Here is a 21,395-nt window from a genome sequence, read left to right on the forward strand (position 1 = left end):
CCTTCCTTCCCTCTTGCGTTCAACGCGCTCACTCACCAAAAAGGCGCGACCCTTTCGGCGCCCATGAGTACGACATCGCGCTTGCTCTTACGCGCCCGCTTATCCGGGAATCAGAATGACCGGCGCTCCGTTCGTCAGGAATTGCGTGCTCGACACGATGACCTTCTCGCCGGATTGCAGCCCGGAGGTGACCGCATAGTTGTTTCCAACCGTGTCACCAAGGGTAACCGGCGTCTGCGCGGCGAGATACTTCCCGCCCTGCTCACGCGCTACAAAGACGAACGGCTGCCCACCCTGTCGCATCACCGCTAGCACCGGCACAACTGCTGTCGGAGCCGTATTCCAGACCACCTGCACCTTTACTAACTGCGAGTTGCGCAGCTTCTCCCGCCCGAAATGAACCGGAGCCTTCACCAGGATGCCCTGCAGAGAGTTGTCCACCTGCGGCGATATGAAGTCGATCGATGTCTTCTCCAATTGATTGCCGTTGGTGTCCATCACATTCACTTCCAGCCCGGGGCGCAGTTGCCCGGCGCGCTCCGTAGGGATATAGATGTACGCTTCGAGGTCTTTGTTCTCATCCACGGTCGTCAGAACGGTAGTACTCGAAACATAATCGCCCACGTGCACGGGAACGTCTCCGACGATCCCATCGAAGGGCGCGCGAATCGTGTAGTACGCCAGTTGCTCTTCCTGCGTCTTGCGCGAGGCCACAGCCGACTCATAGTCAGCCTTCGAGTTGTCGTACGCCTGCTGCGCCTGATCGAAAAGCTCACGGCTGATGATCCCGGCCTCAAACAGTTTCTTCTGCCGATCGAGTTGCGCCGTGTTGTAGTCGTACATCGCCTTTTTCTGCCGCTCAGTCGCCTGCTGCGTGTCCACTGAAGCCTGCTGGTGCAGCGGATCGATCGTCATCATCACCTGCCCGGACTTCACCCGGTCGCCCGACTTGACAGTAATTCCAGTCAGCCGGCCATCCACCTGCGGCTGCAAAGTGGCGCTGCGACGAGACTTGATCGTCCCCACGTACTCGCTGCTCTGCGGAACCGGCTGCATCGTCACAGCGACGGTCTGCACCGGCATGGCCTGCATTCCACTCTGCGCGGCTACAGGCGCCGCCTTCTGCTTGCATCCCACCGCGGCCAGTGCCACAACAACACAACCAATCCCTGCTAAGCGTCTTAACACGATGTCCTCGCCAAGGCTTCTTCCCTCTGATTCAAGGCCAGGGAAAACCTTTTAGATTGAGCTCTTGATTCGATTCAGCCGAAAGGATTATTGTCGCAAAAATCCTCTTGGAGCGCCGTGATTCAGTTGCAGATCGGCTTCGTGGATGTGCAGTCGCCGCTACTGGCCAGGCCGGAAGATCCAGGCCCGAGACCCTCAGCATGTTCCAGTTCAAGCAAGATCAAGCTCTGCTATTGGATACGTACCGCGATGCTCGATAGTTGCGACACTGTGGCTTGCAGGCTCGAATCGTCCCCTAAACCTAAGCGGACTTCGCCGATCGCAAGGTGATGGCAAGAGGCCCCAGCACCGCTCGCGTTGCAAAACGGACCAGCATCATCCGCTTTGGTGGCCGCCCGATATGAACCTCGGCAACTTTGACACACCCGCCCTGAATTGGTAGCCTTTGAGTAGGGCGTTCCGTGCCAGCCGGCCTGATTCCAGGCCGCTCAAGAGCGCATACCGGTGGGATCCTCGGTTCTCCTGCCCAACTCAAGCGTCCCCGTCGTCTAGCCCGGCCTAGGACACCGCCCTTTCACGGCGATAACACGGGTTCAAATCCCGTCGGGGACGCCAATTAAATCAATAACTTAAACGATTTTCTCCAGTTTTTCTGCGGAGCATTTTGGGGAGCAGTTAATCGCCGGTTGAGCCGTCACCTCGGTTGCTGGCTTACGCACCATCTCAACAACCTTCTGTTGCGCGGCTCGTTTTGCCGGCATCTGCGCCTGAGCGTAGATGTCCAAAGTGACTCTGCTTGATCCGTGGCGAAGCAATTCCTGCACAACCTTGACGTCCTCCCCGTTCGCTTTGAGAAGAGTCGCGTAAGTGCGCCGGAAAGTGTGCCAACCGACTCGCTTTTGAATGCCCAGGTTCCGTACAACAGGATCGATGTGGTAACGCATAACGGTTGAAAGCCACAGCGGCTGTTTCCCACGCTTGTTCCCAGCTCGACTACTGTTCGTGGCAAAGACCCAATCCTCGGGCTCGCGAAATGGCGTTTCGCGAAACCAAGCGAATAGATCACCCATTGTGTATTCGTCGATGGGCACGGGCTTCTGCGATGCTTCGGTCTTGCATCGACCAACAACCTGGTCAACGACTGACCTCTGAACATCGATTTGCATATTCTCAAAATCGATGTCCTGCCACTTTAGCCCGGCGAGTTCACCACGACGAAGCCCTGTCACCATGCTTAACAACACCAGAGTCCGGTCTCGCGATAGAAGCTGCGCAAGAATGTCCTGCATTTCTGAAATGTCCAAAATGTCAGGCACAGAGACTCGCTTGGAGCTTTGGCGAACACCGGCTCCTCGCGTGAGGCCCTTGATCGGATTTCGATCAGTGAACTCCCAGCGCATTGCGTGATTGAAAAGCACACCCATGATGTTACGGATCTTGGCCTTCGTCCCAGGGGCAAGCGGCGTTCTTTTCTTACCCCGTCCTTGTTCTGTGCACTCTGCTGGCGAGACCTGTTTCATGGGTTGAAGCTGCTCCAACCATTCCTCCACCATCGGAGTTTTGATTGCAGCAAGTTCGTGCTTTCCCCACCTCGGTTCGATCCACTTCTTGAGGTAAGTCTCGTAGCGGTTTCGCGTGGACCACGCCCGTCCCTGCTCGCCAGAGCTGTCAAGCTCCTTGAGACGAAAATGATCGATCAGATCCTGCACGGTGATTCCGCTAAATGCATGAGCTTCATTTGAGTTGATGGCCAGTCGCCAACTTCGCACTGCCCGTTCGGCAGCAGCTTCGGTCTTGTACTGGTCAAGGGTGCCTACCTGCCTCTTGCGGCGAACGCGTTTGCCTGTAGGCATGATGTGAAACCAACTGAACATCCACACGGGGAGTTTGCTCCCGTTGACGTCCAAATATAAGGAACCATTTTGTTTCCGCGCCTTCCTCAAACCATCCTCCTTCCGCTGAGGGCGCAGAACGCATCGATAGACACAACTGTACCCTGAAGAGCTAAGCCGCAGAAAGACCTCATCTCGATCGGAGTTCAGAATCCCGTTCTGGATCAGGCACTTGATGATCTGCTACTCATCACCCGACCGCCGGGCAAGCCATTTGCTCAGCTCCGACAAGAGGAATCGCCACTGCCGCCTCTTTGCGTTGCGGACTGGATGTCCCGGAAGATGGCCCTCTCGTGCGAGCCGCATCACAGTCACAGGGTGTAGTCCCAAAAACTCTCCAGCCACAGTTGAATCTACGTACGGTTCAAGGCTCACTGCCACGCTTCTGAGTCTCTCGGCCGCCATGAAGTCGCTCCCATCTGGTGAGAAGTTTTCGATCTCGTTATAGAAATGCACATTTCAATACAAGCGTGCCACAATGCTCTCTGAACAGCAAGAGGAGCGGGGTCGCAGTGTTCATTTTGCTCTCCCATTTGAGTGTTTCGAACGATCTGCCCTGCGCCTGGCCTCCTGCTCCAGTCGAAGATTCGCCTTGTGCCTACGCATCGCCGCCTGGTAGACCTCCTCCCATGGGACTGGCAGGGCCTCGCGCACTCCCGATAACTGGATTAGGGCGTATTCAGGGCGGCTTTCTACGGTCATCTCTCGCGGCTTTCCATTGGCTACGATTGACGTTCCTGTAACAAAAATGGTCTGGCTCTTTCGCTCGATCAGGTATGCCATGGGGGGATGGGTCTCCTGTGCGCGCTGCCCGGCGCTCGAACCAACTCGCGGTTCCTGAACTGCGTCAAACGGTCTAACACTCTTGGCGCTTTCAGGGGCTAAAGTTCTTTCACTCTCATAGCTGTTCGATCGTTCGATAGTTTGACACCCGATCATTCATTTCTTTTTTCCGTTCAAGCTTCGGGCGATTTATGGCAGCAACCCTTCTTCATCTGGTCGACGAACACGGTGCCCCTGCCCCTTCTCAAGTACGAGTTGCGGTTGAGAGCGCGTACCGCTGGGCCATCCGGGAATATCGGCATATGGATCAAGCCGTGCTCGCCGGCTTGGCGGAATCGGTGGCCGTAGGGATGTGCCGGCACCTGGACCAGATCGTTTTTCCGAGGCGATACGCGTTCGCGGCATTAACGGGGAAACTGCAAGAGTGGTATCGGGCGCACCCGGTTGTCGAAATCGCAGTTGGACCGGACGACCTGGATCGCGTGAAGGGACCCAGGCGCAAGACTGCTTCTGTCACGGAGATGAACCTGCTGTTTTCCGAGATAAAGGCTCGATTGAGTGAACGTGACCGGCAGATTCTCGTCCTACTCGAACAGGATCTCGGCGCTAAGGAGATCGCCCAGGCGTTCAACATCAGCTATGCGGCCGCCGCAAAAGGCATCCAGCGCGCAAGAGACAGGATGGCGGCGATACTTTCCGGGACCGACAATGAAGGCAACGAAAAAGACGAAAAAATGCCTCGACCACGAACATTTAACTTTAAGATTTGGTGAGCCGAGTCCAGAGTGAAATCGATCCGACAATTCTTTCTCGAAGCAAATCCGAACCCGCAGCGGGAGGGCTGTCCTGACGAGAAAACCTTGCGGGACATCGCGGAGAATCGCCTGCCGCCAAATCACCCGGCGCGGCTGCACCTCGCTACTTGCTCGCCATGCTTCGCGGAGTTCCGCAGCTTCAAAGCGGAAGCTGACGCGGCTCGTGCGACGCGACTGAAGGTGCTTGCGTGGGGACTTGCGGCCTGTCTCGTGATCGCCCTGGGGGTTTACGGATCAAGGGCGCTGCTCAGGAAGCAGTTGCCGCAATCCGCAGAAAGCGGGACACAGAAGCAAGCCGGCCAACTGGCGGCGGTGGACCGGACCATCGATCTCTACAATCATGGGACTCCGCGCGGCGGAAGCGAACCGAGTCCGCTGGAGGCGGTTTCGCTGCCTTCAGCGCTTGTGCATCTCAGGTTGATTCTGCCGCGGTTCAGTGATCCCGGAAACTACGTCGTTGCGGTGTCAAAGGATAAGGCCGGGACGGCGATTGCTGCTCGCGGTAGCGGGAAAACTGTAGCCGATGGTCCGCGATTGGTTTTGGAGGTTCCGCTCGATTTGCGACGGGCACCCGCTGGATCATATTTCCTGGCCACCGTGCGAGAAAGCGATAACGGGACCTACTACTACCCGCTGAATGTGCGGGGGCATTGAAGACAGGAAGGTGCTTTCAAAAGCAGCTGCATCGGGCCGCAGACTTGTCCGAATGACAATCGCGTGCATCGCAAGTGCGGTGGAGAGATCAGGTCGAATGTTCAATGCTGCATCGGCCTCCGACCGAAGGTCACCTCACGTTGCTATCCTACTTAGGACATTTCCAAGAATCCGAATCGGAGATTTGGGCCCATGAATCCAGCAGCGTTGAGCCTTCCGACAAGTTTCGTTGACTTCCTCCATTCGCTGAACTCAACAAAGTTCAAAGACCTTTGGCCTGCACAGGAACATATTCTCGCGAAGTACAAAGACTTCTGCCTGACCCCGGATCTCGCTGTCGAATTGCCCACCGGCGCTGGTAAGACGCTGATCGCGCTTCTTACAGCCGAGGTGTGGCGCCGCTCCGGCGGAAAAGTCGCAATTCTCTCAGCGAACAAGACTCTAGCAAGACAAATGCTCGCTGAGGCGAATTCTCTTGGAATCCCCGCGGTGTTGATGGAAGGCCGTGGGCAAGACATCCCAGGGACCGATAAGCGCGCCTACCAGCGAGCGGCAAAAGTGGCGATCATGAACTACTGGGTCTACTTTAATCAAAATCCAGTCCTCGACCCGGCTGATCTCCTGGTGATGGATGACGCGCACCTGGCTGAGCATTGCCTTCACTCACTCTTCTCCGTTGAAATCACGAAATTCTCTCATCCCGAGCTATTTAGCACGATAGTCACTACATTACGAGATGCGTTCCCCGGATACGCTGTCTTGAACGATGCGCTCGCTGAGGAATCTGTCGGAACCATCACCCCACCTGAGCTCCTCTCATTTTTCGATCAAATACAGGTCGCCGACCGCCTTCGCACGATAATCGATTCGTCGGCGGCGCTTGGGAGTGACTCTGACTTGAGGTTTCGCTGGCAGCGCACACGACTACATTTGCGAGAAGCAAATATCTATATTGGCACCACAACAATCTGGGTTCGTCCATACGTCTACCCTCTCTCGTCCTTCGAACACTATCGGGAAACAACTCAAAGACTCTACGTAAGTGCAACAATCGGTGATCCCGCTGACCTTGCACGAAGATTGGGAGTCAACCCAATCACGACGATCCCAGTCGACGCACAATTTGGAGAGAAGACGTCCGGGAGACGCCTGATCATTATGAATCGGCTTGAGGAGTCGGATATTCCTCCGCGTTTAGGTGGAGCTATCTTCGCAGCGTTGTCGGTCCACCCAAAGAGCGTCTGGCTATGCTCTAGCGGTGCCGTTGCAAAAAGGTACAAGGAGGTTGTGAGCGAATGGCTCAACAAGTGCGGGTTCGTGGGACATCCGACTTGGGTGCTCTCACCTCTAGGAGATGAGATCGATTCATTCAAGGCGGCCCCTGCAGGTCATCTTTTTGTTGCAGGCCGATTCGATGGGATGGATTTCAAAGCGAACGAGTGCAGATTGGTCGTGATCACGACTCTCCCGCGTGCGATCAACATTCAAGAAGAGTTCATAACAGCCTACTTGCGCGATGCAGGCTTTATGCGACGCCGGCTGAATTCGCGGATTATCCAAGCTCTAGGTCGATGTAATCGGGCAGAGGATGACTTTGGTGTGTACATATTGGCGGACCGAAGGTTCGCGACGCATTTTGGTCGGGAATCTAATCGAGAGGGAATTCCGCGGAACATGATTGCGGAATTAGATATTGCCCAAGATACTGCGGAACTAGATGACCAAAAAATAAGGGATAACGTCACGAACTTCCTGCAGGGAAACTTTGGAGCCTACGACGCTTCTTTTGCTCAGTATCTGAGCAGTGTTCCCCAAGCCCAGCAATTCAATATGTCACTCAGCGCGTCGAAGGTCGTGAAGGCCGAAGTGACTGCCTGGTCGGCGATGTACGAGAGCCAAAACTACGGACTGGCGGCTGATCGTTTCGAGGAAGTCTGGAAGGCTTACCGCGATGAAAACATCATCGAACTCGGGGCATTCCACAAATGGAACCAAGCCAAAGCGACTTATCTGCTGAGCCTTTCAGGAGAGCCCGGATCGCAGGCTAAAGCATATCTCTTAGCCGAGGAGGCCATCGGTAGAGGAAACAAGACTTCTTGGTTCAATCGATTGAGAGCCTCGCTCAACCGCTCTCGAAGTTCCAACCAGCCTTCCGATTCCGAGACCTCGGAATATGGATTTTCGCTCGCCCGCGCATTCGACGAATTTCTCGAACTTAACGGAACGAGGGAGCGTTTCGAAAAAGCGTGTCAGCGGATTTCCGCAGCTCTCGCGAGCGACAAGCACGATCAATATTGCGATGGACTGAAATCCCTGGGGGTCTTGCTTGCCTACAATGCCTCGCGTCCAAAAGGCAGTGCTGCAACGGATAATCGGTGGCGAGGGACGTTTGGTAACTCGAAGGAGGCCATTACGTTCGAGGCCAAAATCGAGCACGTTGAGGGCAACGCCATCACGTCGTCGCATATGGGCCAAGCGCACAATCAACTTAATAGGGCGTTAGCTGAGCTTGCGCCGCTCGGCTATACGGTGAGAGGAACGATATTGACTCATTTGGGGGAAATCGATCCCGCAGCTCGTTCTTCGGCCGGGCCGATCAGGATTCTGCGACAAGACGCTGTGCTACGCCTCTGGAACCATGTCGAAAGGCTACTTCGCGATTACGCGAACGGGTGGAAATTAGATGACGTCACGGCGCGGATTGGGAAGACTCAGGCCCTCCTTCCGCGCTGTCCGTCGGCAGGGTGGCTGGTCCAAGCGCTAAGCGCAGACGAATTATTCGTTAGCTCTGATGTTCTCCTTCGAGGATGGCCGATCACAACTGGATAGAGCACTTCCCCGAAGACAGAACGGTGAATTATCCAGATCAGTCCCAGCAAACGGCTATCGCCGTAATTCGGTTGCAGACTGGGGCGTTGACCTGCTAGTGCGGTAACGAGCCGTGGATATTTCGCCCTGGGGGGGGATGATTCTGCTATCTCAATTCCTGGGCGACCTCCACCGCCCTGCTCAGTTGATTATCCCGCCCAAGGAGCGCTTCGCCGTATGACCAGTCCACCGGCACATCTGGCGTGATTCCCTTGCCTTCTATGCGGTTCCCGTTCCAACTCACATACGCGCCGATTGGAATGACGAGACGGTAATCATGCCCAATCTTGAAGCCAGAGCGTGAGAGAAGCCGGCCGGGCGTCTTGTTCCCGACAATGGTCCCGAGGCCATTTTCCTGGGCAAACTGAGCGAGCATCTCCGCGGCGCCAGTGGTGTGTTCATTCACAAGAATCACCACGCGGCCGTGAAAGCTCTGGCTTCCAAGGCCGGAGGTTTCAAGCACAACCGACTTTTTCCCGAGGAACTTGATCGCGAGGAGCGGAATTTCCAGCTTCGACTTGGGAATGTGATCAAGCTTCGGTAGGCTCGCCTTGTCATAGCCGCGCTCCGCGGTCGGACGATCCAGGCTGAAGCCAATCGGAACCTTCGACGGAGTGAGATAGCTCATCAGATGGAGCCCGCCGATTCCTCCCCCGGGGTTTCCCCGTAGATCGATCACCAATCGCTTCACGTTGGGAATCTTCTCGTGAAAGACCGCATCGACGTCCTTCGCGAAGTCGATCCCGATCTTGCCGGGGAACAAGCTCACCTTCACGGCTCCCAGCGACTCGGCCGCCATTGCGGCGGTCACGCTGTCTGGCTCCGAATAGGGATTGTCTTTGTACTTAGGTTCCGGCGTCGCCAGGTCCAAGCGCTTTTCGGCTCTATTCCCGTTCCTAGAGATGACGATGGGAATTCGTTCATCCATCGGGAACACAGGCGGCTCATCCGGAGAAACGTTTTGCCCCTTTGCTGAGATGAGGGAATCTCCGGGCTGCACTCCCGCGCGAGCTGCCACACCTCCCGGCAACACGTCCTGAAAGACCCATCGCGTCCCATCGGCGTTCGTTTCAACTTTCCGAAAGCTTGCATTGATCGCGTTGCGCGGCGTGATCTTGGTTGTTGGGCCAAGCAGGCCCAACCCGCTGGTATGAACCTCATGAAGCATGCTTGTCACAGCGGCCTCGAAGCCATCCACGGTATCAGCGCCGAGAATGGATTCCGTGTGCTTCGCGACGATCTGCTTCCAGTCTTTGCCGCCAAACGTCGGGTCATAATACTTCTCTGCCACTAAGGTCGAAATCTTGCCCAGCAGGTTTTGCCGATCAGAGCGTGTGAGTGCCATGACAATTCTCTCCAGGGGTATGAATTACAGCGTGGTATCTGGATTGCCGACGAGTTGAAAGCTCGCCCAGTAGTAAGGCGGCGAGTTGGCTTTGATGAGTCCAAGTTGCGCGTCTCTGAGTGCTTCTGCTTCGGGTTCGTGCATTGCGACGTGGTGATAGAAGTCGGTCATCATACGGGAGGTTGAGTGATCCTCAAGCTCCCACAGTGTAGAGACCACGCTGTCGGCGCCGGCCTCGATGAAGGCGTTCACAAGGTTTGCAACGCCTGCTTCTCCCACCGGACCAACACCGGTATTGCAGGCGGAGAGCGTCACGAGTTTTGCGTTCAGGTGCATCTTGCGAATGTCCCGTACTTGAAGCAGACCGTCGTCACTCTGGTTGGGATTCGGAGCGAACACGAGCGCTGAGCGGTCGGGGTAATCGACATCCGTGTAGCCGTGCAACGCGAGGTGAAGCACGTTGAATCGTGCAAGCGGCAAGCTCTCGAAGCGAGTCTTTGTGGCGTCATCTCCCAGAAGGATGGTGCTGGGCTTGGGCAGAGTCGTGCCGATTGACTGCACTTCTCGCTTGCTGTCAGGCAGCGGCGTCAGCTCGCTGCGCTCTGGCCCCGAAATTGCGCGCGTAATGAAGTTGCGGGAGTCGGCGGTTTGCGTCCATGCAGCGACTCCGACATAAGGCAGCGATTCGTCTGCCTGCTCGCTAGTGCGCTCTTTCAGGATGTGGAGAACAGTCGAGGATGGCGTGACGCTGACCTCATGTGTTTGCAGAAGGTACTTGCCGTTGTCGACCAGAGCCGAGAAAGGCAGCAGATGCAGCGAGCCATCCGGGATCAGGATCAGATGCGATTTCTCGTGCAGTTCCGCGACCGGGCCGAGCAATTCGTTGAAGAGTTTCTGGCCAAGAGCGGGATCGACACCCTGTGCGCGAAGTTCGCGCCGATACCGGCCTGCGTCAGCCTCCAAGGTTGCTTGATCGGGCAGTGTGTAAGGGCGAACGGTCGATTTGGTGATTGCCAATGCCTGTGATTGGGGTTCAGCAACGACGTATTCGACAATGAGGTCATCGTCGCTAAGGTCGTGCTGGAGCTGGGCAAGGGTGATGGGCCGCGTTGCTGTCCTCCCTTCCAGAGACGAACTATCGAGGTTGAGTTCGGCGTGGTAGATAGCGTCCGTGAGTTGCGCGCGTTCCCTGGGATCGTCAGTGTCGATCAGGGCCAGGTTCAGTCGGGTGAGTCTCAACTCTTCTTGCGTCGGAGCGTGCGGAGGAATTGTTGCGTGATGCTGCAAACTCTCGGCCTCGACGCGCCCACGAACCTGCTCAAGCACCCGAAACGCCTCGTCGTATTTCTTCTGGGCAGAGAGCGAAGCAAAGTAGCCTGAATAGACAAACCCCATTTCGGCGAGTTCGAGACGCTGTACATTTTGAGTGGGAGCATGGGCGAGCATCGCATCAATGAGCGCCGCACTCTTGCGGTAGAGTTCGTCCGACTCTTTCGCATTGCCAAGCTTCTGCGTGATCTCTGCCTTGATCGCCAGATTCCTCGGCACGAAATAGAGTTCGTCCGGAATATGGGTGTTCGCGTCGATGGCCTCATTGATGGCCTTCAGCGCGTCGGGCAATTGACCTTGATGCTCATACGCCAGGGCGAGAAAGCCGCCAGCTTCCGTTATGCCTCTCCAGTACGAGAGGATTCGGGCATCCGCGAGCGATCGGTTGCAGTCGGCGACTGCTTGTGACCACTGATTGAGGGCCTCATAAACTTCGGCGCGCGTCATGTAAATCTGAAATTCGTGGCCCTTCAGATTTGCATTCTGGAGATGCGCCAACGCATCGGCCGAGAGAGCCAGCGCCTCGGTATAGCGCCGAAGGCCGCGGAGCGCATCGATCTTCGAGTTGACTGCAATCGACGGGTACGCGATGTCGGGATGGTTTTTGGCGATCTTTATCGCTTCATTAAGTGGGGTGAGCGCCTCGTTGTACCGTCGCAACTCGACCAGGCCGTCTCCGTAGACGCTGGCGTACCGCACGCTGGCGGCCGGATCACGAAGAACCTTGGCCGAAGTCCACGCCTCCAGCACATCTTTCTTCGCTACGTCTGTGTCTCCAAGGATGAATGCGGCGATGCCCTGCTCGCCCGTAGCCCGCATCGCCAATTGCAGATGGCCGCGCCGGCGAGCGAGGTCGGTGACCTGCGCCCAGGTGCTCCGCGCGGATGCCGCGTCATAGTTGGTTTCCAGCATTCCGCGGATGGTGAGGATGCGAAGACGGGTTTCCGGGTCCGCGGCTGCGGGTAGGGCCAGATCGTTTGTAAGTCCAAAGATCGTTGCGGTCAGGCTTGAAGATTCGGAGTTGGGCGGGATCTGGCTGACATGGGCATACAGGGCCTTGGAGTCCCGGTGCTGCTTCGCAAAGAGGAGTTCTGCTTGATGGTAATAGGGCTCAGCTTTGATCCAGTTGTTGTTCCATGATAGGGAGTCCGCGTACTTGAGCAGAGAATCCGGGTCGCGGTCATCCACTTTGGCGCCGACGGAGCGGGCACCCCGGACTCCTGCAACCACAATTGCAATCAGGGCGATAGACAGGGCGATAAGGCGCAGCCGCGTGACCTTCAAAATCCCATCCTGCGCCGCAGGAAATTGGGTAAGGCCTACGCGGACAGGGCTCCCCTGAGTTGAAACCGGCGCGTTTGTTGTTTGACGCGACCTCTTTGGATGCGGGTTGCCTGACGGTTCGAGCGGAATTTAGCGGATCAATGGACCTATTCGGAAGGGGATCCAAATCTTAATTGTTTGTGATCTCCGCAGGCCCAGGACTCGATCGGCATCCGCCTATTCACTGGAATTTCAGGAAGAAACTGATGTCTGCAAGTGCGTCTTCCGCCGCTGCTGAGACCAGAGGATCAGATTTCATTTCAACGAGCCGCTGGAGGACTGGTTCCAAATCCAGTTGACGATGAATCCGCGCAAGATGACCGAAACAGAGAGCGGACACCCATCGTACATCTTCGTCTTTGTGGTGAGAGAAGCTCATGCACTGTCCCTGCACCCACCGCCAATCTGGATCATAGTAGGCTGCACTGAGAAGCGCATCCGCAATCTCCGTAACGTCGCTGCTGCTAAGCAGAATCTGAATCTCTGGGCGGCTTCGTTCCACCACTGCCTTGTATTGCACTTGTCGTCTGTCTCCGTTCCCAGTGTATGCTCACATCGCGTAGAGAGAATTCAGCCAAGGTCACAGCTTTCCTTCTGGAGCACAGGTCACGAGACCGCTAGTTCGCTCCCATCAGTAGGAAGGTCCTCATGGTTGCGAAACAAATGACCATATTGCCGCCATTCTGGCGAGGGCTTCGCGCAGATCACTTGCGGAGATATGAGTTCGTAGAAGGCATTCTTCTTCGCGATGCCTTCCAAGTGCAGCACGCCGTCCTTCTCTGCAATGCCTTCCAAATGGCGCCGGACAAAATAATTGCATAGGTCTGCTATCTGAAGGCCGAGGCTATCAGTCGAATCGGCGAAGAACATATCATCGTGGGCATGCCATAGACGATTGTTCGGGCTTGCCGCGAACGGGTGCTTCCTACGGAGGCTGCGATAGGTTTTGCGATATTCGTTCTTCAGATTCTTGTCCTTGCAATCATCTAATATGCACAAATATGTGTCTTGCCAGTCCAGGACCTTTGTATCGGGCGGGTTATCCGGGCGGGAATGATTCTCCGTCGCCCAGTCTTCGATTCCTAATAAGCACATATGGAAAGCGGCATGTAGAGGCTTGATTGCTCCAAACGGCGAGGGATGGGTCGTTGCGAACTTTCCACGGTCAATCGCCGCATAGATGAAAGTCATATTCTCTGCACGTACCGCAGCCATCAATGTCAATATCGCCATGAACCGCTTTTGTTCATCAATCCCCTGGAACGGTTCCTTACCCAGATACAGTGCCGACGCATGAAACTCCTGGAAATCATCCAAGTCCCCCGTCGGGAGAATCTGCCGAATTGCATTGTGATGCATTACGGAAGCTGGTCCGAATGTCCCAGTGGGAACAATGAGTGCGCCAAACATGGCAACCGAACTGTACCCGTCGATTCCTGTCTCATCAAAGTAAGCAAGGTGCATTCGTAGATCAACCTTCCGCGCGGATCGCTTGGATTCTTTGGTGAGGAGTTTACATGGAAGCTTTGCCCTCCCCCTATAGGAGCTTGAGGTCAGTTCTATCGATCTGGGCCTGCGTGTCCCTATAGGAATCGTCTAGCCTTGCGCCGCACCACGGGTAGAATTGAATGATCAAATCCGACACTAGGGAAAGTGGTGACGGACTGTACTCGGGTGGGCGTGCGTCCGCATCAAGGGCACGATGCTGGATCACGAACATCGCTTGGCCTTGCTCACTTTCGGCGGCAAACACGCCAAATCCTCTGGTTCCTGCGGCACTGTGCCAATGCTCGAATGCTCGACAGCAAAACTTCATAAGATGGCCTCAAAGCACTATACGCCGTGCTGATTCTTCCGGTGGAAACCGCGTTCGGCCGTGTTCTCCACCATGATCATCTCAGCGTGAACTGGATCACCCAGGCGCAGCATTGCCTGGTGATGCAGCGGAACTCCGATTATCATCTATTATTCAAATACCACAAGGTTGACATTCGACCATGCTTCGAACTCTTTACCGAGTTGTAGCTGTCGGCTCTGTTACTCTCCTCGGCTTATTAATGGCCTTGGACGGGATTTTTATTGCTCTTCGAATAAACCCCTTCTACACGATGCTCGAAACATGGTCGAACCTCGCCTTGCTGCCTTTTTTCCTGATTGGCGCTTTCTTCGGAATTGGCGTGATCGTCCTGTGGTTCGGGATGATGTGGGATTGTGTCTTCACCAACAAACTGCGGATTTGGTCGAAAGCGTTGTGGCTGCTTCTGATGATACCGACCAGTTGTATCGGGGCGTTGATCTATTTCTTCTGCGAGTACAGGAACCGACCATCAGAAAATCCATTGACGCAGGACAAGCGAGTACCGGTGTAAGTTCGCGTTGCTGGTCAAATACGGCAGACACGATTGTTATGGGAACGGGAACAAATCCAGAGAATTGGATCGATCCCGACCTGGTACCGGCTTTCGTCTGGAAAGATCAGGGTCCACCGCGAGTATCAGCATTCGCCTGAGGTTCTCGCTCTGGAGCGTTTGAGCCTCCAACTGGAGTTCTTCTGAGGACTGCGCCAGTGACCTCGCCCAGCGGAGCGTGATGCCGTTTTCCATCGCTAGTTCACGAAACAACTCGGCCGACGCAATATCCGAGCCTTGGTCGAAGGGCTTGATCAGGTCGGTTTCGCGTAGGTAGTCCGCAACCCGTATCGTCCAAGCATCCAGCTCCAATCCTTTAAGCCGATTCTCCCCGGCGAGCCTGTCGAAAAGACGATCCAACGAAGATGACAGAGAGGACTGTCGGGGCGCGCGGAGGTGGCCTGCCTGCGGAAGCACGTCCCGAAAAATGCGAGCATGAATCTGCTGAAGGTGATTGGCATCGAACGCGCCGATGACCGGAGCAGATTCCATTGCCAACAAATTTGCCGCAATCGAACGCAGGGTGGTCTGGTTTACCGTGCCGGGTGCGGAAAGCGCGAACTCGGATCGATGCGTGGCCGTTTCGGGAATCATCAGATCTTCGGGCTCGATCACTTCTGACCTCCTGGGTGTTGAGCCCTGCTGGATCGTGTTGGATTGGGCAGATGGGAGAGTTGTTTGAGGGCTGCCATCACGCGCGCAAGATAGCCGTCATCGATCCCCCGGTTCGTATCGCCAGTGTTGAAGCGCGAAAGTGCATGTTGTAGAGCGGCCTGTCCTGGACCATAGGTTCGCACTTCGAGTTCGTAATCGTCGCTGAGGATCGCCCATCCCGTCCGGATGTTTGTGCATGGATCAAGCAGTGCAGCCGTCGGGATGTGCCGGCGCATCGCTTCCTCGGTGCTCACTTGCATCAAGCCGACATCGACCGAGACGTGCCATGCGTTCAAGTAGTCGATCCATTCGAGAGCTTCCTTGACGTTGCTGGGCTGACGCATGAGACGGAGGGCGCCTGGGGGAAGCTGCCACTGGCGAAGCAGTCTGTTGGGGAAATCGAGCTGCAGGGCGATGGGGTTTCCACTCGACTCCGCGTGGACGATTGCGGACAGTGTGGCCAAGGATGCGGTGGGCACGCAGCGGTCACGAAGTTGACCGAGATTCACTGTCTGGGCGAAGCTTTGCGCCGGAAGGAGAATCGCAAGTGCGATGAATGCAGTTTTCATTCGTTCCGCGCCTCGTAAAGAGGAATGTCCCAGAGGTCAGCCCAATCTCTCGCTGCTTCATGCTGAATCGCCGGAATGGGAGTCTTCGAGGCCCAGTAGTCATTGCTGGGGGCCAGCAACATGTCCGGGTTGCGGGCAAGAGACTGCATGGCGGGCCAGACGAGAAGCTGCTCGTAGCACATGAGCACCGCAGCATGTTGATTCAGTACACGGATCGTCGGCGGATAGCGGAGCATCAGCGGAAAGCCATCGCTGCCGCCGAAATGCCACATGGCCAGAGGAACGGGAATGCGCTGCACATATGCAAAGTGCGGACCGAAGCCGCGCGCGAGCAGAATGTTGCGACTTCCTTCCGTCGCTGGAACAGGGACTGTGGTTCCCAGCAAAAGAGTCGTGTGTTGTTGCTCTAAGGCGCGGAACGTTCCGCTCCAGTGGGTATCCGTCATCCGGGACCAGGCGGGTACGATCGTCTCCGGAAACAAAACAACGGCGTCAGGGTGCTTGAGAGACTCGTTCTGAATCAGGCGCTCTTGTTGATACAGCACAGACGGCGAAAGAGGCACGAACGCTGTCCCACCGAAATGTGTGTCTATTGCTGCTACGTGAGGATCCGCGGTTGGCGGAATCCACCTGACATGAGTGACCAAGAATGACGCCAGCAGAACACCCGCGGTGTAACGTTGCCCGAACCAGCGATAGAGGAGAATAGCGAGCAGCGGCAAGAGGATTCCAAACCATCTTGTTGCCGGGAACCACTGGCCTGCCGAGATCAAGGGGTGAGCAACAGTTACGAAGCTGAGTGGTGGTAGGGCCAGGACTACCAGCGCGGCGATTGCTGACACTTCGGTCAACCGGCGGTTGTAGAGCAGAATCCAGGGGAAACCGCCGAGCGTAATACAGCCAAGGAAGAGAAGTAACGGGAGTGCGAAGCTCGCGTTGGTCCCGAAGAACACTGCGGAGCCTGGGATGACACTCCAAGTGGCTCCGGCGTAGTAGAACACGGCAGAGAGCGATTCCAGTCTTGAGCGGGATTGCAGGTACAAGAACGGATAGAGTAGTGAGATCCAGCTCAAGCGTGCCACGCCGCTCCAACCCAGAAAGCCGATGAGGGCCGCGGCGGCGAACAACATGACCGCGCGGCTGGCGGCGTGACTGCCGATTGATAGCGATAGGGTGTGATTGTTTTTGAATGGAAACATGTCGCTACTCGATGACCGCTTAGTGCGCTCTATATGGTTCAGTGATGAGCGGGCGGACCCACTCTCTGATGGTTCGCAATGGCACTGGACCGAAGTAGCGCGAATCGAAACTCCTTGAGCTGTAGGAACTCACTACCCAAATCTGACCTTCAGGTACTTGGTAGGTCCCATAGGGGTATGGGTGAAGTTCTCTGCCCAGAGAATCGCGGGAGAGTGGCGATGAATTGGGGACCTGTGTTCCGTTTACGATGATTCCTCCAGGCCAAGTCGTCACAACGTCGCCAGGCCAAGCGACGACCGGCTTTAAGAGCGCTGCATAACCGTCAGGACAGGTGCCCAGGTTCCGCCGCGTATTCGGGTTGTTCCTGAGACCTGGCCAGCGCTGATCGGGGCAAAAGAACGCATACGGAGAATTCTTGCGAGTGGTGAGAGTCGGCTCCGCCGCGTGTCGGTAGATCCCGAACGGCGCCGAATGAGTGAAATTGAAGACGAATCCAAACTCACAGAATGCCACCGTTGCAATCGCTGCGCCCATGGCCAGGAATAGAGCTACCCGAATCGCCTTTTGGATCACTCCGCTGGTATCAAAGCGGCCAATCATGGATGCTCTCTTGGAGGTAGGTCGGGGGCTGGTAAGGAGATTGAGCACGGCGCATATCGTTCTGGTGGATGGGTGCTCCGTCGTCTGCGGTGAGGCTTGAGATGCGATGGGCGTCTGTGACATGAATTTCCCAAACCGTGGATGGGCTCTTGCCGGCCTCTGACTCGTCAACTTTCCTCGGCATCTCGCGGCGGATGAGCTGACCCGTGACGTGGATGTTGTCACCCTTTTCAAAATGGCGAGCTGCCTGAACGCTACGGCCGAAGAAAACCAGCGGCAGGAATTGCCGATGCGTCACGGTTTTTCCCTGAGTGTCGTATTGCCAGCTTTGCGCCAACCGCGCCCTGACAAATTCACGATTGCCCACCCGGTCAATCGTCGGTTTGTCTGTGAGATTCCCTGCTTGGTGAGTGATGTTAGAGCTCATTGCGCTGCCCATGGATGGCCTCCTGCATTGCCTGTTTCGCGATCATTGCTGTGTCAAGAGAGAATTTTGCGGCTTCTTTGGTTGGCAACGGCTCGTTGGCGGCCGTATTGAATCGGGGCGGTGGAAGTTTGGTCCGCGCCAAGAGGGTCTTGCTCAAGAAGAAGAGACTCTGCGTGCCGTAGATAGGGGCGACGCCATTGATGAAGATCAGCATGTCCCCTGGCTCAATGATTCTGCTGTTGGGATCATTCGTGGCTTTCCGAGGCGGTCTCATCCTCCGAATCTCATCAACCGTGATGAGCGGTCGCTGGACCTGTTCGACGCTCCGGAAGATGTGCTTCAAGTAGAGGTCTGTCCTTTGTCCGCTGTAATTCACGGTTTCTTTTTCGATGGTCATGTTGCCGGACAGCTCCGACAGGCTCTTGCAGGTGGTAAGGTTGTCCGTTTGAAATGCAGCCTTGATGTAGCAGTTGTCAGTGATGGATTCGTTTTCCCCGTACTCTTCGCGAATCTGGGTCAGAGTCTGGGCGATGAGATAGGGTTTGATCTTGTAACCGGCCATCAGGCTCATCGCCGACGCGAGATTCGGAATCTTCTTCAGCTCCGGGAATTCGTCCAACATCAACAGCAAATGGTGACGGTTCTTCGCGGGCTGCTCCATGAGCCGAGTGAAGATCAATTGCAGAATGAGGCGTACAAGCGGGCGAAGGCGATCCCGGTCTGGCTGTGGGACTTTGAGGTACAGGCTCATGGGTCTTTCACCATAGACGAGATCCCTGATTTTGAAATCGCTACGGCAGATCGTCTTCTGCACTATTGGGTCGTCATATATGGTCATCGGAGTGACGATGCTGGACTGCACGCTTGCGCCTTCCCGGTCAGCTCGATTCAATTGCCGCTGAACAGCCTTGGCAACGAACGGATGGGTCACTGTGGGCCGGCCGTTGATGTCCTTCCAATTGAGTCGCGGCGCAGACATGCCACCCGGATCATGCGTCTCAGCTTGCATTTGCCTGAGCGTGTCGGAGATGTCTTTCCCTGGCAGCGAGTAGAGGGCGAGAACATCAGAGAGCGTCACTTGGCGGGGCGGATCGAGACGACGGAAGAAATAGCCCAGATGCAAAATGCCGGCGGAGACGAGGTCTACTGCGGCGTCCTCGAAGTGCTGATATAACGTGTTTTCGCCGCCGTTGCGGATGACTGCGTTTGCGATTGTTTGCACGTCCCCGACGTCGTGGTCGGTTTCCCAGCGCACTTCTGAGAGGGGGTTGTAGCAGCAGCTTTCTTCGGGTAGCGTCGGGGCGAATTTGAGCACCCGCTGTCCGATCTTGTGTCGAAACCCTGCGGTGAGGTCCCAGTTTTCGCCCTTGAGATCGTAGACAACGACGCTCTGGCGCCACTGGCATAAGGACGGAACAATCGCGCTCACGCCTTTGCCTGAGCGGCTCGGAGCGAACAATAGGACTGGCTCTGCCCCCGAGTGGATGAGATAGCGGAGCTCTTGGGTAGTCGGATCACGCCAACCGCCGATATACACGCCGTCTGTAGCATCCAGCAGGCCGAGTTCTTCGATTGCCTTTTTGTCTGCCCATTTTGCTGAGCCGTGCAGGTTCTGAAGACTGTCGGTGTCCTTGCGATCCCTGATGAGTGAAAGAAACCAGTATGTTATCCATGCGAGGAATAGACCAAGGATGACGGTTGCAGCGAATGCAAGCCAAATGTCACGGCGCACTGCGGAGCTGATGAGTCTGCTAGCGGCATATAGTCTCCACAGCCGGATGCCGGCGAACGGCTGGAATACCCCAATCCCTCTGAACCAGAAGAGCGGCTCGCCCATTTCGACGGGATTGCCGAGTGTCATGGCGAGCCATTCTGTGTTGGCAGATGCCGTGAGCACGAACATCACGAGAGCCCCGCAGACAGCTTTGAGATTCCAACCGCCCTGCCAACCAGGACGTTTCGGTAAGACATAGCCCGGCGGTGCAATTTGTGCATTTCGCATCCTTGTTCTCCTTTACTGCTATGCGCATTGCAATTCGCGCGACGAGATCTTGAATACTGTGCTCGCCTGACTGTCAGTAGCTGATGTCGGTCTCTTTGTGGCGGAGTGAACGGCGGAGTTCACCCATCCATCCCTTGTCGTTCTCAGAGACGATAATGCCCATCGTTCTCACCCTCTTCGCGATGCCTCCGAGCGCCTTCGGGTCGTGAAGAATGCTTTCTTCATTCCCCAATGCGACCGCGTACAGGCGGCTTGGATCACTCTTCAAGCTGTCGATGGATACGATGTTGCCCGCCTTCAGGTCGCCCCGCGCCCACGCTAATCGTAGGGTGGCGTCGTGGCGGAGAATTACGACCCTGGCATCAAGGGTTTCGAACGCGGTTTGGAATTGGCCCGTCCGTTCATCCTCACTGTTGAGGAGCACCCTTCCGATTAGCTTTCGTGATTGCGTCCCGAATTCCATTGGGGCGTGCGGGTCGCTGATGGCCGCGCCGCTCTGGAACAGAATCCGCGCGCGATCCTGTAAATCCTTCATTTGGCTTAGCTGCGTCGTGAAGTCAGATCTTACAAGCCATCCCGCATGCTCCTTGCGGGCGAGGCCGAACCCGAGCAGAACCGCCAAACGGCGTCTTTCGAAGTCATCTTTCGGAGTGATAGGAGAGAACTCCGCACCTCGCGCCACCTGCCGCGCCATACTCCGATCCGCACCCGTTACTCGAAATGCCGCGATCTCGGACGTTCGTTGACGTACAACGTCGGCCACGGTGCGCGGGCCTAGCTGGCGCGTTAGGGATCTTTGGACCTCGTCCCGCAATACCTCACGGATCACACCGGGCTTAATGAACAGGGGCTGTCCGGACAGGGAGCGCCCCCGCACAACGATGTGGACGTGGGAATGGTCTGTATTTCTGTGTACGATTCCAGCCCATTCGAGGCGTTCGCCCGTCCGTTGCTCCAAAGCGCGAATCATATCCTCAGACGTAGCTCTAAAATCCACGCCGGCGCCGTCCTCAGGAGAGATGATGATCTTGAAGAGGCGAGTGTCTCCTGCCCGTTGCCATTGGTCAGTGATGGAATGCAATGGCTGCTCGCTTCGAGAATCGAGCCGTTCATGCTCCAGCCCGCCAGACTTCCCGGCTGCGCTCTCCCGCTCCAGATATTTTCCATGCGCCTTCCAGGCACCCTTCACGCGCGAATTGGAATATCTGACATTCACCACCGCTCGACGTTGGAACTGCGTCGCCCCAGGCCCACGGTCTTGAGCCTTGCCCCGTTGGCCTGATCGCAACCCTGTAGATCTGCTGACTGTTCGCGCCAGGCGAAACAGACGGCTAGCGG

General features: G+C 56.1%; 17 protein-coding genes and 1 tRNA gene. 5 read left to right on the plus strand and 13 right to left on the minus strand.

Annotation, left to right across the window (positions count from 1 at the left end; all coding sequences use genetic code 11):
* Positions 1-99 precede the first annotated feature (99 nt).
* Positions 100-1,188: an efflux RND transporter periplasmic adaptor subunit gene (locus MOP44_RS03965; protein ID WP_260794614.1), complete on the minus strand. Its 1,089-nt coding sequence runs from the start codon at positions 1,186-1,188 to the stop codon at positions 100-102.
* A gap of 537 nt (positions 1,189-1,725) precedes the next feature.
* On the opposite strand from MOP44_RS03965, the gene MOP44_RS03970 reads away from it, so the two are divergent.
* A tRNA-Glu gene (locus tag MOP44_RS03970) sits at positions 1,726-1,803 on the plus strand.
* A 14-nt stretch (positions 1,804-1,817) separates the two neighbouring features.
* Here MOP44_RS03970 and MOP44_RS03975 read toward each other — a convergent pair.
* Positions 1,818-3,062: a tyrosine-type recombinase/integrase gene (locus MOP44_RS03975; RefSeq protein ID WP_260794615.1), complete on the minus strand. Its 1,245-nt coding sequence runs from the start codon at positions 3,060-3,062 to the stop codon at positions 1,818-1,820.
* A 201-nt stretch (positions 3,063-3,263) separates the two neighbouring features.
* The gene (locus MOP44_RS27975; RefSeq protein WP_390905466.1) at positions 3,264-3,485 is read right to left on the minus strand and encodes a helix-turn-helix domain-containing protein; all 222 of its coding nucleotides are present in this window, start codon (positions 3,483-3,485) and stop codon (positions 3,264-3,266) included.
* A 569-nt stretch (positions 3,486-4,054) separates the two neighbouring features.
* Between MOP44_RS27975 and MOP44_RS03980 the strand changes: the two genes are divergently transcribed.
* From MOP44_RS03980 to MOP44_RS03990, 3 genes are all read left to right on the plus strand, one after another.
* Positions 4,055-4,636: a sigma factor-like helix-turn-helix DNA-binding protein gene (locus tag MOP44_RS03980; RefSeq protein WP_260794616.1), complete on the plus strand. Its 582-nt coding sequence runs from the start codon at positions 4,055-4,057 to the stop codon at positions 4,634-4,636.
* 87 nt (positions 4,637-4,723) lie between these two features.
* Positions 4,724-5,332 carry a hypothetical protein gene (locus tag MOP44_RS03985; protein ID WP_260794617.1) on the plus strand — a complete coding sequence of 203 codons (609 nt, stop codon included), beginning with the start codon at positions 4,724-4,726 and terminating at the stop codon, positions 5,330-5,332.
* 192 nt (positions 5,333-5,524) lie between these two features.
* Positions 5,525-8,161 (plus strand): helicase C-terminal domain-containing protein, encoded by a 2,637-nt coding sequence (locus tag MOP44_RS03990; RefSeq protein WP_260794618.1) that lies wholly within the window; start codon positions 5,525-5,527, stop codon positions 8,159-8,161.
* 145 nt (positions 8,162-8,306) lie between these two features.
* Here the strand turns inward: MOP44_RS03990 and MOP44_RS03995 are convergent, their stop codons facing one another.
* The 3 genes from MOP44_RS03995 to MOP44_RS04005 all read right to left on the minus strand — a co-directional run bounded on the left by MOP44_RS03995 (position 8,307) and on the right by MOP44_RS04005 (position 13,661).
* Positions 8,307-9,545, minus strand: coding sequence for a S41 family peptidase (locus MOP44_RS03995; protein WP_260794619.1), 1,239 nt, complete (start codon positions 9,543-9,545; stop codon positions 8,307-8,309).
* A 24-nt stretch (positions 9,546-9,569) separates the two neighbouring features.
* Positions 9,570-12,158, minus strand: a complete 2,589-nt coding sequence (locus MOP44_RS04000; RefSeq protein WP_260794620.1) for a CHAT domain-containing protein — start codon at positions 12,156-12,158, stop codon at positions 9,570-9,572.
* 645 nt (positions 12,159-12,803) lie between these two features.
* Positions 12,804-13,661 (minus strand): DUF3800 domain-containing protein, encoded by an 858-nt coding sequence (locus MOP44_RS04005; protein ID WP_260794621.1) that lies wholly within the window; start codon positions 13,659-13,661, stop codon positions 12,804-12,806.
* Between the two features lie 533 nt (positions 13,662-14,194).
* Here MOP44_RS04005 and MOP44_RS04010 point away from each other — a divergent pair.
* Positions 14,195-14,566, plus strand: coding sequence for a hypothetical protein (locus MOP44_RS04010; RefSeq protein WP_260794622.1), 372 nt, complete (start codon positions 14,195-14,197; stop codon positions 14,564-14,566).
* 36 nt (positions 14,567-14,602) lie between these two features.
* On the opposite strand, the gene MOP44_RS04015 is transcribed toward MOP44_RS04010, so the two are convergent.
* The 7 genes from MOP44_RS04015 to MOP44_RS04040 all read right to left on the minus strand — a co-directional run bounded on the left by MOP44_RS04015 (position 14,603) and on the right by MOP44_RS04040 (position 21,246).
* Entirely contained in the window at positions 14,603-15,220 is a 618-nt protein-coding gene (locus MOP44_RS04015; RefSeq protein WP_260794623.1) for a hypothetical protein, read from the minus strand.
* Positions 15,217-15,828: a transglycosylase SLT domain-containing protein gene (locus tag MOP44_RS04020; protein WP_260794624.1), complete on the minus strand. Its 612-nt coding sequence runs from the start codon at positions 15,826-15,828 to the stop codon at positions 15,217-15,219. Before MOP44_RS04020 ends, MOP44_RS04015 begins: the two co-directional genes overlap by 4 nt.
* Entirely contained in the window at positions 15,825-17,027 is a 1,203-nt protein-coding gene (locus MOP44_RS04025) for a carbon-nitrogen hydrolase family protein (RefSeq protein ID WP_260794625.1), read from the minus strand. The genes MOP44_RS04020 and MOP44_RS04025 overlap by 4 nt, the downstream gene beginning before the upstream one ends.
* 19 nt (positions 17,028-17,046) lie before the next feature.
* Positions 17,047-17,628: a conjugative transfer signal peptidase TraF gene (gene traF / locus MOP44_RS27980; RefSeq protein ID WP_390905467.1), complete on the minus strand. Its 582-nt coding sequence runs from the start codon at positions 17,626-17,628 to the stop codon at positions 17,047-17,049.
* A complete protein-coding gene (locus MOP44_RS04030; protein WP_260794626.1) occupies positions 17,612-18,067 on the minus strand; it encodes a single-stranded DNA-binding protein in 456 nt (151 codons plus the stop codon). The genes traF and MOP44_RS04030 overlap by 17 nt, the downstream gene beginning before the upstream one ends.
* The gene (locus MOP44_RS04035) at positions 18,045-20,057 is read right to left on the minus strand and encodes a type IV secretory system conjugative DNA transfer family protein (RefSeq protein ID WP_260794627.1); all 2,013 of its coding nucleotides are present in this window, start codon (positions 20,055-20,057) and stop codon (positions 18,045-18,047) included. Before MOP44_RS04035 ends, MOP44_RS04030 begins: the two co-directional genes overlap by 23 nt.
* Before the next feature lie 73 nt (positions 20,058-20,130).
* A complete protein-coding gene (locus MOP44_RS04040; protein ID WP_260794628.1) occupies positions 20,131-21,246 on the minus strand; it encodes a relaxase/mobilization nuclease domain-containing protein in 1,116 nt (371 codons plus the stop codon).
* Between the last annotated feature and the right edge of the window lie 149 nt (positions 21,247-21,395).

This window comes from Occallatibacter riparius, assembly GCF_025264625.1.
Taxonomy (GTDB): domain Bacteria; phylum Acidobacteriota; class Terriglobia; order Terriglobales; family Acidobacteriaceae; genus Telmatobacter; species Telmatobacter riparius.

Excerpts from the sequence above, each read along its gene's own strand:
- MOP44_RS03975 (WP_260794615.1), bottom strand. The coding sequence starts at position 3,062 with ATGTTCAGTTGGTTTCACATCATGCCTACAGGCAAACGCGTTCGCCGC.
- MOP44_RS27975 (WP_390905466.1), bottom strand. The coding sequence starts at position 3,485 with ATGGCGGCCGAGAGACTCAGAAGCGTGGCAGTGAGCCTTGAACCGTAC.
- MOP44_RS03980 (WP_260794616.1), top strand. The coding sequence starts at position 4,055 with ATGGCAGCAACCCTTCTTCATCTGGTCGACGAACACGGTGCCCCTGCC.
- MOP44_RS03990 (WP_260794618.1), top strand. The coding sequence starts at position 5,525 with ATGAATCCAGCAGCGTTGAGCCTTCCGACAAGTTTCGTTGACTTCCTC.
- MOP44_RS03995 (WP_260794619.1), bottom strand. The coding sequence starts at position 9,545 with ATGGCACTCACACGCTCTGATCGGCAAAACCTGCTGGGCAAGATTTCG.
- MOP44_RS04005 (WP_260794621.1), bottom strand. The coding sequence starts at position 13,661 with ATGCACCTTGCTTACTTTGATGAGACAGGAATCGACGGGTACAGTTCG.
- MOP44_RS04010 (WP_260794622.1), top strand. The coding sequence starts at position 14,195 with ATGCTTCGAACTCTTTACCGAGTTGTAGCTGTCGGCTCTGTTACTCTC.
- MOP44_RS04020 (WP_260794624.1), bottom strand. The coding sequence starts at position 15,828 with ATGAAAACTGCATTCATCGCACTTGCGATTCTCCTTCCGGCGCAAAGC.
- MOP44_RS04025 (WP_260794625.1), bottom strand. The coding sequence starts at position 17,027 with ATGTTTCCATTCAAAAACAATCACACCCTATCGCTATCAATCGGCAGT.
- traF (WP_390905467.1), bottom strand. The coding sequence starts at position 17,628 with ATGATTGGCCGCTTTGATACCAGCGGAGTGATCCAAAAGGCGATTCGG.
- MOP44_RS04030 (WP_260794626.1), bottom strand. The coding sequence starts at position 18,067 with ATGGGCAGCGCAATGAGCTCTAACATCACTCACCAAGCAGGGAATCTC.
- MOP44_RS04035 (WP_260794627.1), bottom strand. The coding sequence starts at position 20,057 with ATGCGAAATGCACAAATTGCACCGCCGGGCTATGTCTTACCGAAACGT.